At 47.9% G+C, this 21465-nt stretch carries 11 protein-coding genes, 1 tRNA gene and 2 pseudogenes; 10 read left to right on the top strand and 4 right to left on the bottom strand.

The window, feature by feature from the left end; translation table 11 throughout:
• Positions 1-9: 9 nt before the first annotated feature.
• Both NQD60_RS04095 and NQD60_RS04090 read right to left on the bottom strand, forming a co-directional pair.
• Positions 10-86, bottom strand: a tRNA-Arg gene (locus NQD60_RS04095).
• Positions 87-141: 55 nt separating this feature from the next.
• On the bottom strand, positions 142-843 hold the full coding sequence (locus NQD60_RS04090) for a peptidoglycan DD-metalloendopeptidase family protein (protein WP_257101170.1): 702 nt from the start codon (positions 841-843) through the stop codon (positions 142-144).
• 309 nt (positions 844-1152) lie between these two features.
• On the opposite strand from NQD60_RS04090, the pseudogene scpB reads away from it, so the two are divergent.
• From scpB to NQD60_RS04040, 10 genes and pseudogenes are all read left to right on the top strand, one after another.
• Positions 1153-1707 (top strand): annotated as a pseudogene (scpB, locus tag NQD60_RS04085) (SMC-Scp complex subunit ScpB); the annotation flags it as partial.
• A gap of 147 nt (positions 1708-1854) precedes the next feature.
• A complete protein-coding gene (rluB, locus tag NQD60_RS04080) occupies positions 1855-3366 on the top strand; it encodes a 23S rRNA pseudouridine(2605) synthase RluB (RefSeq protein ID WP_257101264.1) in 1512 nt (503 codons plus the stop codon).
• A gap of 30 nt (positions 3367-3396) precedes the next feature.
• Positions 3397-4125 (top strand): YebC/PmpR family DNA-binding transcriptional regulator, encoded by a 729-nt coding sequence (locus NQD60_RS04075; protein WP_257101169.1) that lies wholly within the window; start codon positions 3397-3399, stop codon positions 4123-4125.
• A gap of 24 nt (positions 4126-4149) precedes the next feature.
• Positions 4150-5418 carry a phosphoribosylamine--glycine ligase gene (purD, locus tag NQD60_RS04070; protein WP_257101168.1) on the top strand — a complete coding sequence of 423 codons (1269 nt, stop codon included), beginning with the start codon at positions 4150-4152 and terminating at the stop codon, positions 5416-5418.
• Between the two features lie 96 nt (positions 5419-5514).
• Positions 5515-6441: an oxygen-dependent coproporphyrinogen oxidase gene (hemF, locus tag NQD60_RS04065; protein WP_257101167.1), complete on the top strand. Its 927-nt coding sequence runs from the start codon at positions 5515-5517 to the stop codon at positions 6439-6441.
• 10 nt (positions 6442-6451) lie between these two features.
• Positions 6452-7141, top strand: a complete 690-nt coding sequence (locus NQD60_RS04060) for a nicotinate-nucleotide adenylyltransferase (RefSeq protein WP_257101166.1) — start codon at positions 6452-6454, stop codon at positions 7139-7141.
• Position 7142: 1 nt separating this feature from the next.
• Positions 7143-7505: pseudogene (gene rsfS, locus NQD60_RS04055) on the top strand (ribosome silencing factor); the annotation flags it as partial.
• The gene (gene rlmH / locus NQD60_RS04050; RefSeq protein ID WP_257101165.1) at positions 7505-7975 is read left to right on the top strand and encodes a 23S rRNA (pseudouridine(1915)-N(3))-methyltransferase RlmH; all 471 of its coding nucleotides are present in this window, start codon (positions 7505-7507) and stop codon (positions 7973-7975) included. The pseudogene rsfS and the gene rlmH, both read left to right, overlap by 1 nt.
• Positions 7976-8056: 81 nt before the next feature.
• On the top strand, positions 8057-9517 hold the full coding sequence (gene rng / locus NQD60_RS04045; protein WP_257101164.1) for a ribonuclease G: 1461 nt from the start codon (positions 8057-8059) through the stop codon (positions 9515-9517).
• Between the two features lie 156 nt (positions 9518-9673).
• On the top strand, positions 9674-9874 hold the full coding sequence (locus NQD60_RS04040) for a CsbD family protein (RefSeq protein ID WP_257101163.1): 201 nt from the start codon (positions 9674-9676) through the stop codon (positions 9872-9874).
• Positions 9875-10539: 665 nt separating this feature from the next.
• Here the strand turns inward: NQD60_RS04040 and NQD60_RS04035 are convergent.
• Together NQD60_RS04035 and NQD60_RS04030 are read right to left on the bottom strand one after the other, a co-directional pair.
• Positions 10540-13758: an NACHT domain-containing NTPase gene (locus NQD60_RS04035; RefSeq protein WP_257101162.1), complete on the bottom strand. Its 3219-nt coding sequence runs from the start codon at positions 13756-13758 to the stop codon at positions 10540-10542.
• Between the two features lie 104 nt (positions 13759-13862).
• The gene (locus tag NQD60_RS04030) at positions 13863-21428 is read right to left on the bottom strand and encodes a pentapeptide repeat-containing protein (protein ID WP_257101161.1); all 7566 of its coding nucleotides are present in this window, start codon (positions 21426-21428) and stop codon (positions 13863-13865) included.
• Positions 21429-21465: the final 37 nt, after the last annotated feature.

The following is a 21465-nucleotide window of genomic DNA, read 5'->3' as shown; positions in this document are numbered from 1 at the left end:
TACGCAGAATGGCCTGCCCAGAGGGATTCGAACCCCCGACCCTCGGCTTAGAAGGCCGATGCTCTATCCAACTGAGCTATGGGCAGAAATAAATGGCGCAAGGCCTTTGGATAAAGGCGGATTCTAACACATAACCCCCTTCTAACGAGCAGGCAAATAGCGTAGTGGATCAAGCGAGCGGCCCTTGTAACGCAACTCAAAGTGAAGCATCACATCGGTGCTATCCGTATTCCCCATTTGGGCAATGAGTTGCCCTCTTTTTACATTTTGTCCTTCAGGAATACATAACCTCCGATTATGGGCATAGGCGGTTAAAAAATCGGCAGGATGTCTAATAATCAGTAAGTTACCATAGCCGCGCAGCCCATTGCCTGCATACACAACGGTACCATCTGCTGCGGCATAGACGGGGTCCCCCTCCTTGCCAGCAATATTGATGCCTTTATTATTGATTCCATCAAAACCACGGATAATTGCTCCTTGAGCGGGCCAGCGCAAGGCAAACGAAACAGAAGCAGGTATATTTGTTATACTAGACGGCAAATTGGAAAGTATTTGCGCTGAGCGAGGCGGTGGAGTATGAGTTGTTCGAACCGGCGCTCTGCGGCGCCCAGAGGGTTTGACGCGCAATCTTTGGCCAACCGCCAAGGCATTAGGTTTAGATAGACGGTTCAAACGTGCTAAATCTTTTGCATTAGCGCCGTGACGTTGTGCAATACGGCCTAAAGTATCGCCGCGCCGTACCCGGTAGTAGCCCGATGATGAACTGCACCCAGCTAAGGAAACGGCGATTAGGGCAAAGCCCAAAACGGCCGACAGCCGGCGCAAAAATCTGTATTGCATTGCACATGGCTTACGCTTAGCGCGTAGCAAAAAAGTTTAACAACATTCATTCTAACGCAGCTCTTAATGACGATGTCCTAAAAATAGGATGTGCAAAAATGTGCAAGCACAGTCAACTTAATTGAGCAAAGCGGTAAAATGGAAATAAATCACCTCTTTTTGGTTATGATGAAACAAACAAAAGCGTTAGCGTTGCGAGACAACGCCACGAGCTTGCAAAGTAGTATCTGCAACTAGCGCGCGCTACATGTACATGTGATATTTTTGATGAAAGCTGTAAATTCATTGATGGGACAGGATACTGGCAAGATGAATGCTGAAGAAGCAAAAATTGCGCTCGAGACTGCTTTGATATGTGCGCAGGAACCGCTCAAAGTCGATGATTTACGTAAATTGTTTGCGGCTGATATGACCACCGATCGCGTGCACAGCCTACTTGAAGAGTTGCGCCGTGACTGGTCTGGGCGAGGCGTTGAGCTTGTTTCATTAGCCAGTGGCTGGCGTTTTCAGAGTAAGTCTGCAATGCAGCCTTTGCTAGACAAGCTACATCCTGAAAAACCGCCCAAATACTCACGTGCTGTACTGGAGACCTTAGCGATTATTGCTTACCGCCAGCCTGTTACCCGAGGCGATATAGAACGGGTCCGTGGCGTGACCGTCAACACCCAAGTGATCAAGCAACTTGAAGAACGCGGCTGGATTGAGGTCATCGGTCAACGTGACGTGCCAGGACGGCCGGCGCTGTATGCCACGACCCGATCTTTTCTCGATGATCTTGGTTTAAGTGCGCTCGATGCATTACCGGCTTTGTCCAATCTATCAACACATAATCAAATTGAGCAACATACAATTGAATTTAATGATTAAAAAAACAAAACGCATCACTTTATCCGTGGCGCCCACTTTTACTTTCCAGAGGCTGTTTTGAAACATAGTCAAGAAACCGATCTACCTAAGGTCAGCCAAGGTGATACTCATACACCCTCCGCTGCATATGATGCAGGTACTGGCATTGGGCCAGTAGACACGCCTGCCCAAGAAACCGCGCCGAGCGAAGGACCCGCCCGGCGCGGTCTGCGCCGTGGCCCACGTAGCTTAATTGCTCGCCGCCGCGCTGAAAAAACCAAAGGACCGCAGTCGGCAGATGCGCCCCCAGGCGCACCACGCCGGGACGCTAACCCGCGCCCCAAACGCTCACCAAGGCCAGAAAAAGCGCTGATCTCCGATGAAAAGCCATCTGCTCAAAATAGCAAGGCAACAGAGGATGTTTTTTCTTATGTCACTTCGCCAGCTTATGATGCGGATAATACCGGCGGCAGTGTACACGCTCCAATGCTTGGACGGCCGCGCAAAGACATGCCGCAAAAACGCGTGCTGGCCCCGGACGAGGATGTGCCTAAGTTGCACAAAGTGCTGGCTGAAGCGGGCATGGGCTCACGGCGCGAAATGGAAGAATTGATTATGGCCGGCCGAGTCTCGGTCAATGGCGAGCCAGCCCATATTGGGCAGCGCATTATGCCGACTGACCTCGTGCGCATTAACGGCAAATTGGTCGCGCGTAAAGTCTCGACCCAACCACCCCGTGTGCTGCTCTATCACAAGCCGGCCGGAGAAATTGTCAGCCACGCTGATCCAGAGCAACGACCCTCTGTCTTCGATAAATTACCCATTATAAAAATGGCGAAATGGCTGTCGATTGGTCGGCTTGATTTTAATACTGAAGGCCTGCTATTGCTCACGACCTCTGGCGATTTAGCCAATCGTTTTATGCATCCGCGTTACAACGTTGAGCGCGAATATGCAGTGCGGGTGGTGGGTGAATTATCAGAGGCTGCGCGCCAACAGCTTTTACAAGGTGTGATGCTCGATGATGGCCCAGCTAATTTTCTGCGGCTGCAAGCAGGCGGCGGCGAAGGCACCAATCGCTGGTATCACGTCGCCTTGGCCGAAGGCCGCAACCGCGAAGTCCGGCGCATGTTTGAAGCAGTTGGCCTGCTGGTGAGCCGGCTGATCCGCACCCGCCACGGCTCAATTGCTTTGCCTCGAGGTTTAAAACGCGGCCGCTGGGAAGAAATGGACGAAAATCAAGTGCGTACATTATTGACTGCGGTGGGATTGAAGCCGCCTGCCCATGGCAATAAACCAGCGCGCTACACCGACAGAACGGGCGGAGCCCAAACTGCGCCTCGCCGCCGCCAGCCTGATCCGATGCAAACGGCGCTTGGCTTTGCTGACTACAATCACCGTTCGACCGCACCTAACCGTTATGGACAAGCGCGAGCACCTTTTAATGACGGCGTGCGTAGCAGCAGCGGTCAACGCACTGGCAATAGCAATGGTAATCGTTACCACAATGAGGCTTCGTACGGCAATAGCACGGGGGCGGGACGTAGTAACAACGGTAATAGCATGAGTGCAGGACGCAGCAACGGTAATAGCATGGGTGCGGGACGCAGCAATGGTAATCGTAGCGACCCGACCGCCCCCCGCGGTAACTCTCGTAACCGACCTCGTGACCGTTGATCGTTAGCATAGACAAGGAGAAAACAGCGTATGGCTGGCCATTCTAAATGGGCTAATATCAAACATAAAAAAGCTGCAGCGGATGCAAAGCGCGGCAAAGTTTGGACACGTCTGATTAAAGAAATTACAGTAGCGGCCCGCTTAGGCGGAGGCGAGGTGAATAGCAATCCGCGCTTGCGGCTAGCGATTGATAAAGCCACGGATGCCAATATGCCCAAAGACAATATTCAACGGGCAATTCAACGTGGCGCTGGCGGGCTTGAAGGCGCGAACTACGAAGAAATCCGTTATGAAGGCTATGGTTTGGCGGGTGCTGCCATTATTGTCGATTGCATGACAGATAATCGCACACGCACAGTCGCTGAAGTCCGGCATGCTTTTTCAAAACATGGCGGTAACTTAGGTCTAGACGGTTCTGTGGTTTTTATGTTCACGCACTGTGGGCAATTTTTGTTTGCACCGGGCGCGCCGGAAGAAAGCTTAATGACAATAGCGCTTGAAGCGGGCGCTGATGACGTCATCAGCCATAGCGATGGCAGTGTTGAAATTTTGTGCGTGCCCAATGATTTTAGCCAAGTCAAAAGCGCGCTGGAAGCCGCGGGGTTGAAGGCTGAACTGGCCGAAATCACCATGAAACCACAAAGCGAAGTCGAGTTTACCGGTGAAGATGCCGTAAAAATGCAAAAATTGCTTGATACCCTCGAAAATCTCGATGATGTACAAGCCGTCTTTACGAATGCACTGATCGACGAAATCTAAGTCATTTCTAGGATACACATACGCATGAAGTTACTTGTTATTGGCTCTGGGGGCCGTGAGCATGCACTGGCATGGAAACTTGCCCAATCGCCACGTGTACAGTTTGTCTACGTTGCCCCGGGTAATGGCGGCACGGCCCGTGACGAGCGTCTACGCAATATCGCCCTAACCGATTTAGAAGAACTCGCCGAGTTTGCGCACAAAGAACAAGTGGCCTTTACTGTCGTCGGGCCAGAAGCACCACTGGCCGCCGGTGCGGTCAATCTGTTTCGAGCCCGCGGGCTTAAAGTATTTGGCCCAACGCGGGAAGCCGCTCAACTGGAAAGCTCAAAAGATTTTGCCAAAGCCTTTATGCTACGGCACAAGATTCCGACTGCCGCCTACGCTAGTTTTGAGGATGCGCAAGCCGCCCACCGTTACGTTGAAGCTCAAGGCGCGCCAATTGTCATTAAAGCCGATGGCCTGGCCGCCGGCAAGGGCGTGGTGGTGGCCACTGAGTTGGCTGAGGCACATGCCGCGATTGATACGATGTTGGCCGAGGGCGCCGGTGCGCGCGTTGTAATTGAAGAATTTCTCAGCGGCGAAGAAGCCAGCTTTATCGTCATGGTAGATGGCAAATATGTCTTGCCCCTGGCTTCTAGCCAAGATCACAAGCGTTTGCTTGAGCGTGATGCAGGTCCCAATACAGGTGGCATGGGAGCGTATTCGCCCGCCCCGATTGTGACGCCTAAATTGCATGCGCGCATTATGCGAGAAATTATTTTGCCTACGGTGCAAGGCATGGAGCAAGAAGGGATTCGTTATACAGGTTTTCTGTATGCGGGGATTATGATCGATGCACAAGGTAACCCCAAGACGCTTGAATTCAATTGCCGTTTAGGCGATCCAGAAACGCAGCCGATCATGGCGCGCTTGAAAGGGGATTTCTCCAACGTGATTGAGCACGCTATTGCGGGTACCTTAAATAAGGTTGAATTGGAGTGGGATCGCCGTACTGCGTTAGGGGTTGTGCTGGCGGCTCACGGCTATCCAGAAGCGCCGCGTAAAGGTGATTTGATTTCCGGCATCCCAGCCCAAACTGAGCACATCCAAACCTTTCATGCAGGCACGGCGCTGGTAGATGGTCAGCTGGTGACGGCGGGCGGGCGCGTACTGTGTGTGGTTGGGCTAGCAGACTCCGTGCGCAGTGCACAGTTAGCCGTCTACGATACCGTCAATCAGATTGCTTTCGATGGGATGCAATATCGGCGAGATATTGGTTACCGTGCATTGAATCGAAAACCATTGAATTAAAAATATGAGGGGCTTGGGGTGCGTCATTTTATGAGTGTTAACACTTGAATCTGGCGTACTTCTGTCACTTTTATTTCATTGATAAGCAATCAAGGCATGGATACTCAAATCGACATTACGCGTGTGCGCAGCTATTTGCTTCATCTGCAGCAACAGATCACCACTTCTTTTGAGCAACTCGATGAGCCGCGATTTAGGCATGATCCATGGCGCCGCGAGCCGGGCGAGCGCCTGCGTGGCGATGGTGTTTCATGCATCATAGGACCCGGTGACCTGCTTGAGAGCGGCGGCGTTAATTTCTCGCACGTCAGTGGCGATACTTTACCTAGCTCAGCCACCTCTGCCCGGCCACAACTCGTTGGCTGCGGCTTCGAAGCACTCGGCGTTTCACTCGTGCTCCATCCGCACAACCCCTACTGCCCAACCGTGCATATGAATGTGCGCCTGCTGGTCGCCACTCCCGCAGGCGCTGATGCAGCGCCTACATTCTGGTTCGGAGGCGGCATGGATCTAACCCCTTACTACGGTTTTGAGGAGGATGCCCGCCATTTTCACCGTACTTGCCGCGATGCGGTGGCACCCTTTGGTGCGGAACTGTATCCGCGCTTCAAAAAAGAATGTGATGAATACTTTTTCTTAAAGCACCGCAATGAGCCGCGCGGCATTGGCGGAATTTTTTATGATGATTTTTCTGAACTTGGCTTTGAGCAAGGCTTTAAACTGATGCAAAGTGTCGGCGATGCCTTAACCAAGGCATACTTACCGATTATTAACCGCCGCCGCCATATACCATTTAGCGCTAGCGAAAGAGCCTTTCAAGCGTACCGCAGAGGCCGTTACGTTGAATTTAACCTCGTGTGCGATCGGGGTACCCTATTTGGACTACAAAGCGGCGGACGGACTGAATCGATTTTAATGTCGCTGCCCCCGGTCGCTCACTGGCGCTATAACTGGACACCAGAACCTGGCTCGCCTGAGGCTCGGCTGTATAGTGATTTCCTGATTGCGCGCGATTGGCTATGATGCAATTAAAATGATGCTACGTGTGGGTATCTTTGGCGGCACTTTCGACCCAATTCATCATGGGCATTTGGCGCTGGCCACCGCTTTTGCCAAACGCTTGCAGCTCAATCAATTGATTATGTTGCCGGCAGGCCAGCCTTGGCAAAAAATGCATGGTGCACTCAACCCAGTATCCGAGGCCCATCACCGCTTAGCGATGACGCGCTTGGGCGCGGCCCAGCTTGACTTGCCTGAGACCGAAGTGATCGTCGCCAGCGATGAAATTGACCGCACTAGCTCGAGTTACACGGTCGACACACTGGCCTCGTGGCGTACAAAGGTTGGCGCCGACGCCTCGCTAGCGTTTTTAATGGGGGCTGATCAACTTGTGCAACTTGATACCTGGCATCAGTGGCCACGCCTATTCGATTACGCTCACCTCTGTGTCGCGGCGCGTCCAGGCTTTTCACTTGCAGCAGCCTCGCCTATTATTGCAGCAGAAATTGCGCAGCGCGCAGCCCCTGCGCACGCGCTACAGGCCCAAGAACATGGCCTGATTTTTATCGATACTGAGCTCGCGCTGGAGATTTCCGCCACCGGCATCCGCGCCCAGATACGAGAATCTGCTCAGGCCTTAAACGAAGCAACGCCCCCGTCGTTTTTACCCGCTTCCATTTGGCGTTATATCCGCCAACATCATCTTTATCAATCCGAATCATAATATGAATATACGTACACTCCAACGCGCAATTGTTGATGGTCTTGAAGCCAGAAAAGCGCAAAATATTGAAGTATTTAATACCAGCCATCTCAGCGACTGTTTTGACCGAGTGATCATCGCTAGCGGCACCTCAAACCGGCAGACCCGCTCCCTTGCGCTCAGCGTGCGGGACCATGTGAAAACTGCGGGTGGTCAGGTCCTGACCATTGAGGGTGACGAGACTGGCGAATGGGTATTAGTCGATTGCGGCGATGCCATTGTGCATATTTTATTACCCCCGCTGCGGCAATATTACCGGCTCGAAGACATTTGGGGCAGTAAGCCGGTACGCATGAAACTCTCAGCGCCACCATCCTCCTTGCAATGAAATTATGGGTGCTCGCAGTGGGCCATAAAATGCCCCACTGGATTCAGCTTGGCTTTGCAGAATATGCCAAGCGCATGCCGCCCGAACTCGCCTTAGAACTACGCGAGATCAAACCGGAACCCCGCTCAAGCAAACACAATACAGCCAGTCTGCTGAATGCTGAAAAACAACGGATCGAAGCCGCCCTGCCCAAAAATGCGCGCTTAGTCGTGCTCGATGAGCATGGCCAAGATTGGACCACGCAGCAGCTGGCTCAAGCACTGCCGAGTTGGCGCGAAGACGGGCGTGATATTGCGTTTGTGATTGGCGGTGCAGATGGCCTAGATCGCGCACTCCAGCAGCAAGCAGAGGTATTATTACGCGTGTCAAGTTTCACTTTGCCCCATGCCATGGTACGCGTGCTCCTTGCCGAACAACTGTATCGCGCCTGGAGCATCACTCAACAGCATCCTTATCACCGGGCCTAGAACGATAGCCGCTCATCCCCTCCTCTATCTTAAAAGACCCTTCCCGCTCAACTTAACAGCCAAGGTTCCCCACGCCATATAATGAACCAAGAAATTCTAATCAATATCACGCCGCAAGAAGCGCGGGTTGCCATTGTTGAGCAAGGCGTGGTGCAAGAGCTCTATATTGAACGCACTTTGTCACGCGGGCTGGTTGGCAATATTTATTTAGGTAGAGTCATCCGGGTGCTACCCGGTATGCAGTCGGCTTTTATCGATATTGGCTTTGAGCGCGCAGCTTTTTTGCATATTGCCGATCTTTGGCAAGCGGGTGCCAAGGAAGTGAACGTCGCCTCGCAGCCGATCGAAAAAATCCTCCAAGAAGGGCAAACGCTGATGGTGCAGGTCACCAAAGATCCACTTGGCAGCAAAGGCGCACGACTTTCAACCCAAATTAGCATTGCCGGGCGGACCTTGGTTTATTTGCCACGCGAACCCCATATCGGTATTTCGCAAAAAATTGAAAGTGAGGCCGAGCGCGAAGCAATCCGCTCGCGCTTGGCCGAAGTTTTACCGGCCGACGAAAAAGGCGGCTATATCATACGGACGATTGCCGAGGATGCAAGCCAAGCAGAACTGGCCAATGATGTGCTCTATTTGCGCAAAACTTGGGCCACCATTCAACGGCAAGCCCAGCTCTCCCCGGCTCCTCCCGTGCTTTACCAAGATCTTGAACTGGCGCCACGCGTGCTGCGTGATTTTGTTGGAGATAAAACCAAGGCAATCCAAATTGATTCGCGCGAAACCTTTCAAACTTTGCTCGAATTTGCGGCTGCCTTCACCCCCGCTGTGCAGGCAAAGCTACAGCACTATACTGGCGAGCGGCCGCTCTTTGAACTGTATGATATTGACACCGAAATCCAGCGGGCGTTGGCTAAACGCGTCGAGTTAAAATCCGGTGGCTATCTGATTATCGATCAAACTGAAGCGATGACAACAATTGATGTCAATACCGGTGGCTATGTGGGAGTGCGTAATTTCGACGACACCATTTTTAAAACCAATTTAGAAGCCACCCACGCAATTGCACGCCAGCTACAGCTACGTAATCTCGGCGGTATTATTATTGCCGACTTTATCGATATGGAAAACACCGAGCATCGCGAGGCTGTGCTCAATGAACTCACTAAATCTCTCGCGAACGACCGCACTCGCACCTCGATCAGTGGTTTTTCTCAGCTGGGCTTAGTTGAAATGACGCGCAAGCGAACCCGCGAATCGCTGGCTCACATGTTATGCGAGCCCTGCCCAACCTGTACCGGCAGAGGACAGGTTAAAACAGCACGCACTGTTTGCTACGATGTACTGCGTGAAATCCTACGCGAATCGCGACAATTTAAGCCACGTGAATTTCGTATTATCGCTTCGCAAACGGTGATCGATCTATTTCTCGAAGAAGAATCTCAACACCTTGCCATGCTCTGTGATTTCATTGGTAAGCCCGTTTCATTGCAAGTCGCGGCAGGTCTGAGTCAAGAGCAATACGATATTGTTTTGCTTTAAGGGATTTTAGGCCCCGAGCGCCCTACACGGGAATCAGGCCCTATTTGACAAAGGGGCAAACATCCTGCACTATAGATTTAGCGAAAGCGAATGTGTCAACTTTAAGCAATTGATTCAGATTTAAACCGCAATACAATTCTTCAAGGAGACTGCATCATGAACCAAGACATAGCCTTAGGTAAATGGAAGCAAATCGTTGGTAAAGCAAAAGTGCTTTGGGGCGACCTGACAGATAACGATTTAGAAAAAGTAGAAGGCAACGCTGAAAGACTAGCCGGGTTGATTCAAGAGAAATATGGCAAGACACTTGAAGAAGCCAAAAAAGAAGTTAAGCATTTCTTCGACCAAAATAGCTAGATTTAGAAAATTTGGGGGTGGTGGGAATGGACTGCGCTCTCATTGCTTATTTATTGAGCACGGCTTCCCATCAATAAGTAGCAGCCAATAAGCCCTGTGTCAGGAGTGTACTGGATGAACAGGGCGTTTTTCTGCGATGTAGCAGATTTATCTAAAATTGGATAAATCCTGAAGCGCGTGCAGTTCTTTTTGCAGATGAGGTCGTTCTCGGCGAATTCCATTAGGACCCGCAGGCTTGGCCTGCTTCTCAAGGCCGGATATAAGTCTGCAATCCTTCCTTTCTTAAAAAATTATTGAAAAATTACCTTGCAAACCGGTAGCCTACCATATAAAGATTTATTTTTTAATATACCATTTTCTTGCAATTTATGCCACCCTATATCAACGCAAAACCTTTACCACAAAAGAGCTTACGAATTATTCAGGACCGACTGGCTACTCAATGAGCTGCCTTCGTGTTTGGCTGCCTCCAAATGGGCTAACCAAAATTTTTCTCCTAATCTCATCTTTGTTCTATTGCTCCATCTAAATTTAGATGAGGGCAAGTATGAGCACTGCGTCTTAGGCCACACTTTCTTGATCAAGGAAATATTTATTATCGATGGTTAATTTTTTATTAGCGATTTCTAATTCAGTTTCCGGTCCTTTCGCAATCAAGCGTTCAATTAGACTGAACTCCGTCTTTGCGCAATTGAGGGCACGTCCATTCGACTTAAAGTTAGCGCATTATTTGATCCACTGGAATTCGATGGATTAGACACCAAATCATTTAATACTTCTGGTCTGGCTAGATTTAGGATAGCCTGTGCATTTTGCGCAGCGAGCTCTTGGCTTGAATCTTGTGACGAGAGTAAAGAGCTTAGCCGTTCTTTCAGGTCCGGCGCTTGTTGAACCCGCTCAACTAAAAAATCAAGTACTAATAAATTTTGATTTAATTCTTGATCTAATTTCAGGAGATTAAGTTGTTTGACTTCTTCCTTTTCGTTCCGTTTCCAACGTCTTGGTTTTGGTTCGGGCTCGGGCTCCCACAGAGCTCGAGCTACAAAATAGTCCCGTAGGGATTTATCAATAAACTGATACTCTCCCTCTTCGTAATTATAGATTAAAGGGGCGTTTAAAAGTTGTAGGGTATTCCTCAGGAAAGCTGCATACCGGCTTGGTAGATTTATAGCTTCCGGATAGTCTTCGTCTTCATCCGGCTGATCTTCGTCTTGATCAGCCGGATACTCAGCCTGATACATGGCTACTGCAAGAGCTTTATTAAACTCGATAGCATGCATTTTAAAATCATCATATCGCTCTAACTTAGTAGAAGCCACTGGGCTAGCTCTCTCTAAAGAAGAGTAGACATGTTTATACCATCTGTCTATAAGCTTGTCATACAATTTAACTTTTTTATCTCTTGCTTTTGGCCAAATTTCTAAAGTCTGCTCCAGTAAAAGAGGATTCTTTAGTAGCCTTTGTAAGTCAGGTGTATTTCGGAAAGCATCATCGTAGTCTTGAGTTTCCGACACCGATCCATGCTGAACTAGATATTTTTTAGTATATTTTTGAATATTGACGGGTGATAATTTATATTCCTGGAGCAATTGCTCTTCTCCATATGGATGGAATCTTTCTTGATATCCCTCTTGATTTAATGGACGGCTAGTGAAAATAATTTTAGATTTATATTTAGAATCAATCCAGATCCCGAGTGTGCCATCAGCATAGATTGTTCTTTGGGGATCCATAACTCCATCATAGCCGTCTAAAATAAAAAGAAAGCGCTTGTCTCTCCAAGCGTTGAGATGGGGATACTGTGCTGAAAATCCCTTACCTTTAAGGTATTCTGGAATTAAATTATGATGAGACTCTTTTCGAGAGGGTAGAAAAATATAGAGAGGAATCCAAGGATTATCTGCAGCTGGATTGTGATTCTTTTTCCATAGGAATTGTGCGAGAAACTGGTTAAAAACTGTTTTACCAGAGCCGGCTTCGCCTAACAATAAGAGTATCTTTTTGTCTTCTGAGTTGAGAAACGTACGGATAGTTTTACGTAAATTGACGTGACTAGAGTTGTCATCGATACCAATATAGGCTGTTCGTTTCACATATCTCTTTTTGAGCATTATTTTGGCCGCATCTGTCAAAATATCTTTTTGCAAGCAATCAATATGTGGTTCATCAGATTCGAGGGTTTGCTTTACGTCCGATAATAGGCCTTTATTTGGGATTTTCTGCCAAATTGGATCCCAAATGTGTATTACTTTATCATAGCTAGCTGTCGGATCCTGGAGACGGAGATTCCTTCTAATATCTGTGATATAGTTTTTTAGTCGGGACTGTTTTTCCAACCGCTTTAGAGCATTTGCCACACTTTGTACTACATCTTTAGAATTATTCCAGTGAACCAAATCGCCTAAAAATTCGATAGCTTTTTTTGCAATTTCATTTTCTGGGATGGTGGTGGCAATTCTTTCTAAGCGTTGACACAAAGCCTGTAAATAAAATTTATCCTTACAATAACCACTCTTTCGAACAACATATTCAAACTGGTCTAACTGGTTTCCATCAAGCAGAAAATCTATAGTTTTTAATTCTATATATAACTCATTATAGTTGGCAGACCGTTCACCCTTGAAGCTCCTTCTCATCTTATTGAGAGATATACGGCTTTTTTCATAGCAATGGAGTAAACTATCGCTTTCTGGTTTTAACCGGTCAAGAGCATCCACAAATTTAGATATATCTTGGGAAGTTATTCCACTCGCTATTAGCACAGCGCTCCCACCTATATTATAGATGTGGCGCCAGATTTGATGCAAATGACTTTCATCATTGGGAATATTCATAAGCGCTTGATACGCGTAATTGGCTTGATAGGTCAACTCCGGCTCTTTAAGTTCCCTGATGAATTCACTTAGAATGCGCATGAGCGGATTTTTTAAGTTCTCGCGACTAATTTCGATCCTTACATTTGTCCTTATGCTACTCTGAACTATCGCATCTAATAGTTGCGAGGTGGCTTGTAATAAACTCAAGAGACACCCCCTTCCCATCTCTCCCGTCTCTTTTGCTTTTTCTAGGCACTTTTTTAAGGTTTCCAATAGTTCTTTAAGGTTTATTTCAGCCTCTCTGGGGCTGTTTCGAATCATTACTGCTAAACCTGCCGCTACTTCTGACATTATTGAATACTGAGGAGAAGCTAACACATTTACAGTTTCAGAAATTAATCTCCCATAAAGGACTTTATTAGGGATTTTCGATAACGGTACGATTTCTCGCATAATTTCCATGGTTTTGGATCTATGTGTGAAGATATCGATTATTTTATCTGCTAAAGTAACTAGATCATTTTTTTGATCTTGAGAGAGATTTTCTTTTTGTAGGCAATAAGCTAAGTGCGCGGTATCGATCATATCGCTTGGCGCCAGCTTAGTAGTGGGAAACAGTCTATCCTTCTTAGGTCCAGGGTTCTGCTTAAAGAATCTTGGTAAGCTATTTAACTTTCGATCTACTACTACCTTGTTTTTTTCGTCTGATATGTATTCTTTTGCTTTTTTATAATTGCGTTCTGCTGCTGAAAATAAAGAAAGCTCACATAACACATCTCCAAGTTCCACATAAGATGCGGCTAGAGAAGCTTCAATATTCTGAGGCCTCGGATTGGATTGTGCAGCTTGATCAAATGACTCTTCTGCTCGTTTGAGGTTGTCTTTTACTCCGTCGAGGCTGGCCTCTGCTTGGTTTAGGCTACTCTTTTGTGCTTCCTTGTGGTATTCGAGAGCTTTTTCCAAGGCGTCTCTACCCACAGCTAATAAATTAGGTTGACTGGTATGATTGCTTTGACCAGAATAGACCTGGTTTGGTCCAATGCTTCTATTTACCGGACTGATAGTCATGGATTTCCCCTTTGCTTATCGCAGCAATCCAGAGCATATAGCTGTGCGATTGCTGCTACTTTAACTAGCCATCTTTGCTTGTGTGCAATAGTATTTCCACCATTTTATGCATAACCTGAGCGATAAAGTTTGAGATAACTGGGTACTGGTTTGCTCTGTATAGGCGTAAGGGGCCGCTCTTGTATAGATTTTTGCGTGAGCAGAAGTTGATTTATCTCGCTTAAGTCCTTTGTCTCTCTGATAGATATATCAACAGTGGCTAGCACAGTTTGATGAGAAGCCCAACGTAAATTAACCTGGAAAGCATCAGTATCGTCTTTAGCCTTTATTATTTGCCAAAGGCGAATAGCCTTATCTTCTCCACCAGTTAGAAAAGTGTTGTCGTCTTGCCAAACAATGGACGAAACGCCGCCATAAAAACCTTGAATCACGGCTAGGCATTTCTCTGAGGCAATAGACCATAGCCGCACTGTCATGTCAGCACTACCTGAAATTAGCCATTCCCCGTTTGGAGAAAATGCAATGCTGTAAACTGAATCAGTATGTCCTTCAAACGTGCATTTAGAAGGCTCGGCCTTAGGTGTAGATTGATCAGTTCTGACATTCCACAGTTTAATGGTCTTGTCGTAACCGGCTGATGCCAACCAATTGCTGTTTGGAGACGGAGAGAATGCTATGCTATAAACTTGATCACTATGGCCTTCAAGATCGTACAGAAATTCAGGTTCGTTGCTCTCGAGTGAATATAAACTAATAGTTCCATCGTCATTGACGGAGGCTAACCGCTTGCTGTCTGACGAAAATGCAGTGCAAGCCGAATTAATATATCCTTTCTTAAACTTACCAGCTTGGAATGACCGTAACTCGGCAGTTTTATCCTCGCTAACTAAAGTCAGCCAATTGCCATCCTGTGAAAATGCCATGCTCAAAATTGCCGAGCCAGAGTCTGTTTCTAATGTAGATGAAGGTATAGACGAAAGAGTCTCGATTGAATGCAGTTCGATTTTCTCATGATTGACTAGGGCTAATTTGTTATCCGATGAAAATACGGCAGCATTCCGCTCCGGGAACTTGCGCAATAGTTTGTGCGTTTGAGCATCCCATAGATTGACTGTCTTATCTGCCCCACCTGAAGCAAGCCATTTGCCATTTGGAGAAAATGTTAGGCTCTTAATGCAAGCGGCATGCCCTTCAGATATTGGGTAAGATGTGCTTATTTCGACCTTCCTTAGCCTGACAGTCTTATCGATGCTGCTTGAGGCTAGCCATTTGCTATCTGATGAAAACGCCACACCTTCAACTGAATCGCTATGGCCTTCAAAGGTGTGCTTGGGTTCGAATGACTCGCGTGTCCACAATTTGACAGTTCTATCAATGCTAGCCGATGCTAGCCACTTGTTGTCTGATGAGAATGCAACATCTCTGACCGAATAGCTATGGCCTTCGAGAGTATGTTCGCAAGGTGGTTTGTTAACACCGAGTTTCCACAGCTTAATGATTTTATCAGCACTGGCAGATGCTAGCCACTCGTTATCAGGTGAAAACGCAACACTATTGACCCAGCTAGTATGCCCTTCAAGGATGTGTACGAGTGTTCCCTTTTTAACATCCCAAAGTCTGACAGTATTGTCGCTACTTCCCGATGCTAGCCATTGAATACCCGAACCTGCACTACGTGAAAATGCGACACTTAATATCTTATCGGTATGTCCTATAAACGTATGCACGAATATGGGTATATCGTTGAGTTTCCATAGCTTAATAGTTTCATTATCACTCGAGGCAAGCAACTTGCTATCTTCTGAAAACGCGACACCTAGGACCTTATGATTATGTTCTTTAAGCGTGTGCCGGAGGACGGGCGTGTCCTTTTCCATAGACCATAGCTGGATGGTTCCGTCATGCTTGCCGCAAGCAAGCCACTCATTGTTTGGCGAAAAAGCTATGCTATGAACTGCGCCGGTATTGGTGCCTTCTTCAAGGATATAGGGCTCTAAGGTTGTGGCTTGATGATACAGTTTAATACCCATATTCGTTGCGATGGCCAACCAGAGCCCGTTAGGTGAATAGCGGCAGATAGAAGCTTCGGCTTTCAGTGCTAGAGTGGGCATTTCTCCAAACTCAACACCTGCCAGCGTTGCTCCTTTGAAGTTAGCCCTTCGCAACCACGCACCTTGAAAATTGACTTGGCTTAAATCAGCATTTTCGAATTGGGTGTGATCAAATATTCCATAACTTAAATCTGCTTCTGCTACTTGAATGCCGCTGAAATCTTCTCCAGTCAAAGGCACTTTGGCTTTAACCAAGATGGTGAGTGCATTGGCTGCCGTAATTTGGAGGTTAGCATCCATCTTCGAGCGCTTAACCAGATTTAAGAGAAAATTTTTAGAACTAGGGTTTGCCTGGACTTCCTTGGCCAGAGATTGAAGGCGTTTTGGATCTTCTATCAAGTGCAGGCTAAGGGAGGAGAGTTTGCTAGAACCGCTGTCAACTAATTGGTTACGCATGATTTCACTCTGTAAGTTTTGCTCGCTAAAGCCTATGGTTTTGAGTTCAAGGTCCATGTGCTTAAGCATGTCCTTAAACATGTCCTCAAGCATGTCCTCAAACGTGTCTGCCTCTACGCTGGAGGGGGGGGAGGTGGGAATGAAATTGGCAGGGTCTTCTTCGGAAGGTATCACCACACCTCTCTGTTCAAGCAGGCGAGCATTCATCGGACTTAACGTCGCTCCTTCGATTGACGCTCCATCTACCGTCAGCACGGCTTGATGCGTGGTCCAGTTTAAGATAATACGGTAGCCTTCTCCTTCGTTTTCTATCCGCCATAGGCGAATCGCTTTATCTGTCCCACCTGTCACCAGTGTGTCGACTTCTGCGCTCCCTTCTCGCCAAGCCACAGACAAGACGTCTCCTACAAAGCCTTCAATCACCTTCAAACATTCGCCTGAGGCTACTGACCACACTCTCACCGTATTGTCCGAACTGCTCGAAGCCAACTGCTTGCCGTCCGGCGAATATGTCACGTTATTCACGCAGCTCTTATGCCCTGCCAGCGTGTGTAACTTCTCTGCGCTTTCCACATCCCACAGCTTCACCGCACTGTCCCAACCACTCGAAGCCAGCTGCTTGCCGTTCGGCGAATATATCACGCTCCCCACCGGCCCCATATTTCTTGTCAACGTGTGCAACGCCTTCGGCACTGCGCTTCCCACATCCCACAGCTTCACCGTACCATCCAAACTCCCCGAAGCCAGCCGCTTGCCGTCTGGCGAATACGCCACGCTACTCACGACACCATTATGCCCTGGCAACGTATGCAACTCCTTTGCGCTTTCCACATCCCACAGCTTCACTGTATTATCAAAACTCCCCGAAGCCAGCTGTTTGCCAATCCGCGAATACGCCACGCTACTTACCGCACCCATATGCCCTGCCAGCGTGTGCAACTTTTTCGGCACGGCGCTTTCTACATCCCACAACTTCACTGTATTGTCCGAACACCCCAAAGCCAGCTGCTTGCCGTCTGGCGAATACGTTACACTCCACGTATGCTCTGCAAACGTGTGCAACGCCTTTGGCACTACGCTTTCCAGATCCCACAGCTTCACAGTCTTGTCAAAACTCCTCGAAACCAGCCGTTTACCGTTCGGCGAATACATCCCCTCAGTCACACGCTCAGTATGCCCTGCCAACTTATTCACCCCCTTCGACACAATACTTTCCATATTCCACAGCTTGACCGTCTGATCTTCACTGCCTGAGATTAGCTGCTTGCCGTCCCGCGAATACATCACACTATTTACTGCACCCTTATGCCCTTCCAATGTGTGCAACTCCTTCGGCTCCGCGCTTTCTACGTCCCACAGCTTCACCGTATTGTCCCAACTCCCCGAAGCCAGCTGCTTGCCGTCCCGTGAATACGCTACACTAGTCACCGAACCCGTATGTCCTGTCAATGTATACAACGCCTTTGGCACTGCGCTTCCCACATCCCACAGCTTCACTGTCTTGTCCGAACTGCTCGAAGCCAGCTGCTTGCCATTCGGCGAATACGTCACGCTACGCACCGCACCCGTATGCCCTGGCAACGGGTGCAACTCCTTCGGCACCGTGCTTCCCACATCCCACAGCTTCACCGTACCATCCCAACACCCCAAAGCCAGCTGCTCGCCATTCGGCGAATACGTCACGCTACTCACCTTACCCGTATGCCCTGGCAACGTGTGCAACTCCTCTGCGTTTTCCACGCCCCATAGCTTCACCGTACTATCCCAACTCCCCGAAGCCAGCTGCTTGCCGTCCGGTGAATACGCTACACTAGTCACCGCATCCGTATGCCCTAGCAACGTATACAACTCCTCTGCGCTTTCCACATCCCACAGCTTCACCGTACTATCCAAACTTCCTGAAGCCAGCTGCTTACTGTCTGATGAATACGTCACACTATTCACTGCACCCGTATGCCCTGGCAATGTGTGTAATAGTGCCAAGGTATCAACCTGATATATATGAATGCGACCATCATACGTGCCAACAGCCAACCAGCGACCATCCGGCGAATAACAACTGCTTAGGACTCCAGCGCCCATCTCCAAATAAGGCAACTCGCCGAATTCAACCCCAGCCAGATTAGCACTACGCAAATTGGCCTTTCGTAGCCACGCACCCACCAAATTAGCCCGATTTAAATCTGCCTCTTCGAATTGCGTATGGTCAAACACCCCATAACTTAAATCTGCACCAGACACACATATCCGATTAAAGTCTTTATTACTCAACTGCACCCCAGCTTTAACCAAAATCGTTATTGCATTAGCTGCTGTTTGACTTACCTCAGCATCTGTCTTAGAGCGCTCGATAATTGCTAAGAGATGCTTTTTAAATACGGTTTCTTGCTGAACACGCTCAGTTAACAAGCGCACAACGCCCAGATCTCCAATCCAATGCTTGGGTGCTAACGACATATCCCGCAATGTTTGAGGAGGTAGAGCTGTTTGGTTTTCAAAACTATAAACTGAAGTGTTGTTAGCACGAAGGTGGCGAGTATCCACCATCATGCACGCATCAAGCGATGCAAAAAGAACCCGTGCCGCAAAATATTCCAGTAGCAATTTATGGATAAAACGATATTGATTGCCGCTTCGGCTCAGGGGCCAGGCTTCTCGTAGTAGCTGCTTCTTGTCATCCAGCGCAAAAAATTCCTTTTTCCAATTCCCCTTGTCTTTTAACGACGAATACTCGACAACCGGGTTACCCGCATTCTTTACATAAAGATGTACCGCCAAATCTTCCACAAAGTCAATACCGTGTTCGGCAAAGCCCTCATCGCACATCTCTCTGAAGATCTCTCTTTTGTTCTCCGTTAAATCGCGTAGGATTAAGCGCTGCTCGTTGCGTTCGAACCATTGCCTGACGAATTGGTTATACAGGTCCATGCGTAACTGGATAGCTGATCTCGATTTTCCTTCGTTCTTGATGTACGGCAAGACCTCTAGCACCACACGCAGCAAAAATGGATTGCTCACCAGCTCTTTTAAATGAGGTTGTTCGAGGGCTTCTTTAAATTGTTGCGCTGACCAGATGGGTTGATTGCGCTCAACGTATTTTTCTAAGTACCAATTCTGTTCTTCCCCTGAAAACGGCTCAATCACGGCTTCTTGAAATGACCGGGCCTCACCCTGTCGATATTGATCCGGTTGAAACCATTTTCGATAACCCTGGCCCTGGCCTAAATATTCGCTGCGACAACTGATGACCATTTGACCCTGCCAGCTACCAGGCTGGTTGATGCCATTGCTCTGATACAGATTCTTGGTTTGCCGAATCTCATCATAGCCGTCCAAAATAAAAATGAACCTTTGCTTTTCTTTCTTTAATCTTTGAATTTGATCTTTTGACAGGCCCCTTTTCTTTAATGCCGTGGAAATCAAATCGTGCAAAGGATTGTCAATACTCGCCAGAGAGATAAACAACGGAATCGCATCGTGTTCTTTTTTATCCTTCCATAATTGCTTTTCCAGGACACGGTTGAAGCTAGTTTTGCCTGCTCCGGAGTCCCCCGTCAACAAGATCACTTTCACTTTTTCATCGTTCAGAAAAGCCTGAATTTTGGGTAAGAGATTAAAAGTGTCGGCCTCATGCGAATTCGCTTTGCCGCGGGGTTCAACATAGAGCTGTAGGGTTTCCTCAAATTCCTCATCTTGCCCCAAAGCATCGAAATATTGCTCCTTTATAGCAGATCGAGGATTAGCATTGAGCTCCCTCAGTTGTTGCTGGTGTTGCTGCACGCTGAAGAAAAGCTGGCTGTGCAGCGCCGTCCGTATGCTGTCGAAGATGCCATCTAATTGTTTGGCAAACTCAAGTCGGCCCAGCATTGGCCTGGCGTTTAACTGCGAAATAAAATCATCGTACCCCTGCCAAAATTTATCCAGAAACATTTTGGCTTCATTACTGCCTACTAATAAGCGTTCAATCAGTTTAAATAACACCCAGTGCCGACTTTGATTTGGAGATAATTTTTGCCCCTCAAATCTAGGGATATCTTCCATGCGAACCGTCGTCGCTGGAATAAAATGCGCCAAGCATTGCATCGAACCATTTGGGGTTAATGAAACGGGGATAATACCGTGTTGATCTTTGAGTTCTTTTGCCCGGATTTGCAAAAAAGCCATTTCCGTCAACACATGATGGAATCCGGCTTTATATTCGGCCTCCTGCGAAAACTTTCTTACCACCTCGCGGATTGCTGGAGCGCTCGACTGTTCCCTGTCTTTGCCATAGGCTTCTCGATCTTCACGATATGCTTTTTGAAGTGTTAGATAAAACTCTTCATAGTGCAACCATTTCAGGTATTTTCCTAATACCTCGGAACAGCACACCACAACCTTATTAACCGATTTCACCTCTTTTTCTACCTGAGCAGGCAACAAACAGAGTTGACTAGTTAAAATATCTTCCAGCTTGCCGTCCTCTTTCAGATCTTCGAAGGAGTCCGAGTACGGTTGCCCCAGCGGCGTTTGATCGGAATTCAGGGTGACCTGGATGCTAGATAAATGATTGATGAAATATTTAGAGGTGCTGGCATCAGCCTCTCCGTAATTTGGATCTGGATTGTCGTGGGCATACACCAGAAAAATACTAGGCTTATTGGATACATTTAATGACCCCAGCGTAAACAGGGCCCTTTCAAACAGATAATCCACCAACTCGCCTTTTTCCCGGACAGACATTGAAGCAGGCATGGACGTCTGAGCCAAAATCGGTGCATCGTGCTCGACAGGGGCAATGGGATCAGCCTCGGTCAGTTCATGACCCCAGTCTTTCGCTTTTTTATAACTCGCTCGCGCTTTGTCAAATTTCTCCAAACCATTCAGAACTTCTGCGCGCTCAAAATAAATATCAGCAATATGCCGCCGCAGTGCCTCATCTTCTTCTGTCTGAGGTGTTTGAGCCTGGCTCAAGGCGCTTTTTACCTCCGATAACTCAATGGCAAGTTTGCGTGTATCCGATATACGTTTAAAAGTTACTTTTGCCTGGTCATATAAGACTAACGCCACATCGAGTTGCTGCGCTGTCTTTTGTTGGCGGGCTTGATCCAGACAGATTTTCGCTAGCATAATCTGCGCCTGGTGGTTCGCCAGAGTTTGAGAAACAGGATTATCCAACATCATCAACACTCCTCATATGAAAGTCCCTAGTCCGGCAGTA

Origin of the sequence: Mycoavidus sp. SF9855 (genome assembly GCF_024582735.1) — a bacterium.
Taxonomy (GTDB): Bacteria; Pseudomonadota; Gammaproteobacteria; order Burkholderiales; family Burkholderiaceae; genus Mycoavidus.
This window is presented reverse-complemented; position numbering and strand designations above follow the sequence as displayed.

Coding starts and splice junctions, on each gene's coding strand:
- NQD60_RS04090 (WP_257101170.1), bottom strand. CDS start 843: ATGCAATACAGATTTTTGCGCCGGCTGTCGGCCGTTTTGGGCTTTGCC.
- NQD60_RS04075 (WP_257101169.1), top strand. CDS start 3,397: ATGGCTGGCCATTCTAAATGGGCTAATATCAAACATAAAAAAGCTGCA.
- purD (WP_257101168.1), top strand. CDS start 4,150: ATGAAGTTACTTGTTATTGGCTCTGGGGGCCGTGAGCATGCACTGGCA.
- hemF (WP_257101167.1), top strand. CDS start 5,515: ATGGATACTCAAATCGACATTACGCGTGTGCGCAGCTATTTGCTTCAT.
- NQD60_RS04060 (WP_257101166.1), top strand. CDS start 6,452: ATGATGCTACGTGTGGGTATCTTTGGCGGCACTTTCGACCCAATTCAT.
- rlmH (WP_257101165.1), top strand. CDS start 7,505: ATGAAATTATGGGTGCTCGCAGTGGGCCATAAAATGCCCCACTGGATT.
- rng (WP_257101164.1), top strand. CDS start 8,057: ATGAACCAAGAAATTCTAATCAATATCACGCCGCAAGAAGCGCGGGTT.
- NQD60_RS04040 (WP_257101163.1), top strand. CDS start 9,674: ATGAACCAAGACATAGCCTTAGGTAAATGGAAGCAAATCGTTGGTAAA.
- NQD60_RS04035 (WP_257101162.1), bottom strand. CDS start 13,758: ATGACTATCAGTCCGGTAAATAGAAGCATTGGACCAAACCAGGTCTAT.
- NQD60_RS04030 (WP_257101161.1), bottom strand. CDS start 21,428: ATGATGTTGGATAATCCTGTTTCTCAAACTCTGGCGAACCACCAGGCG.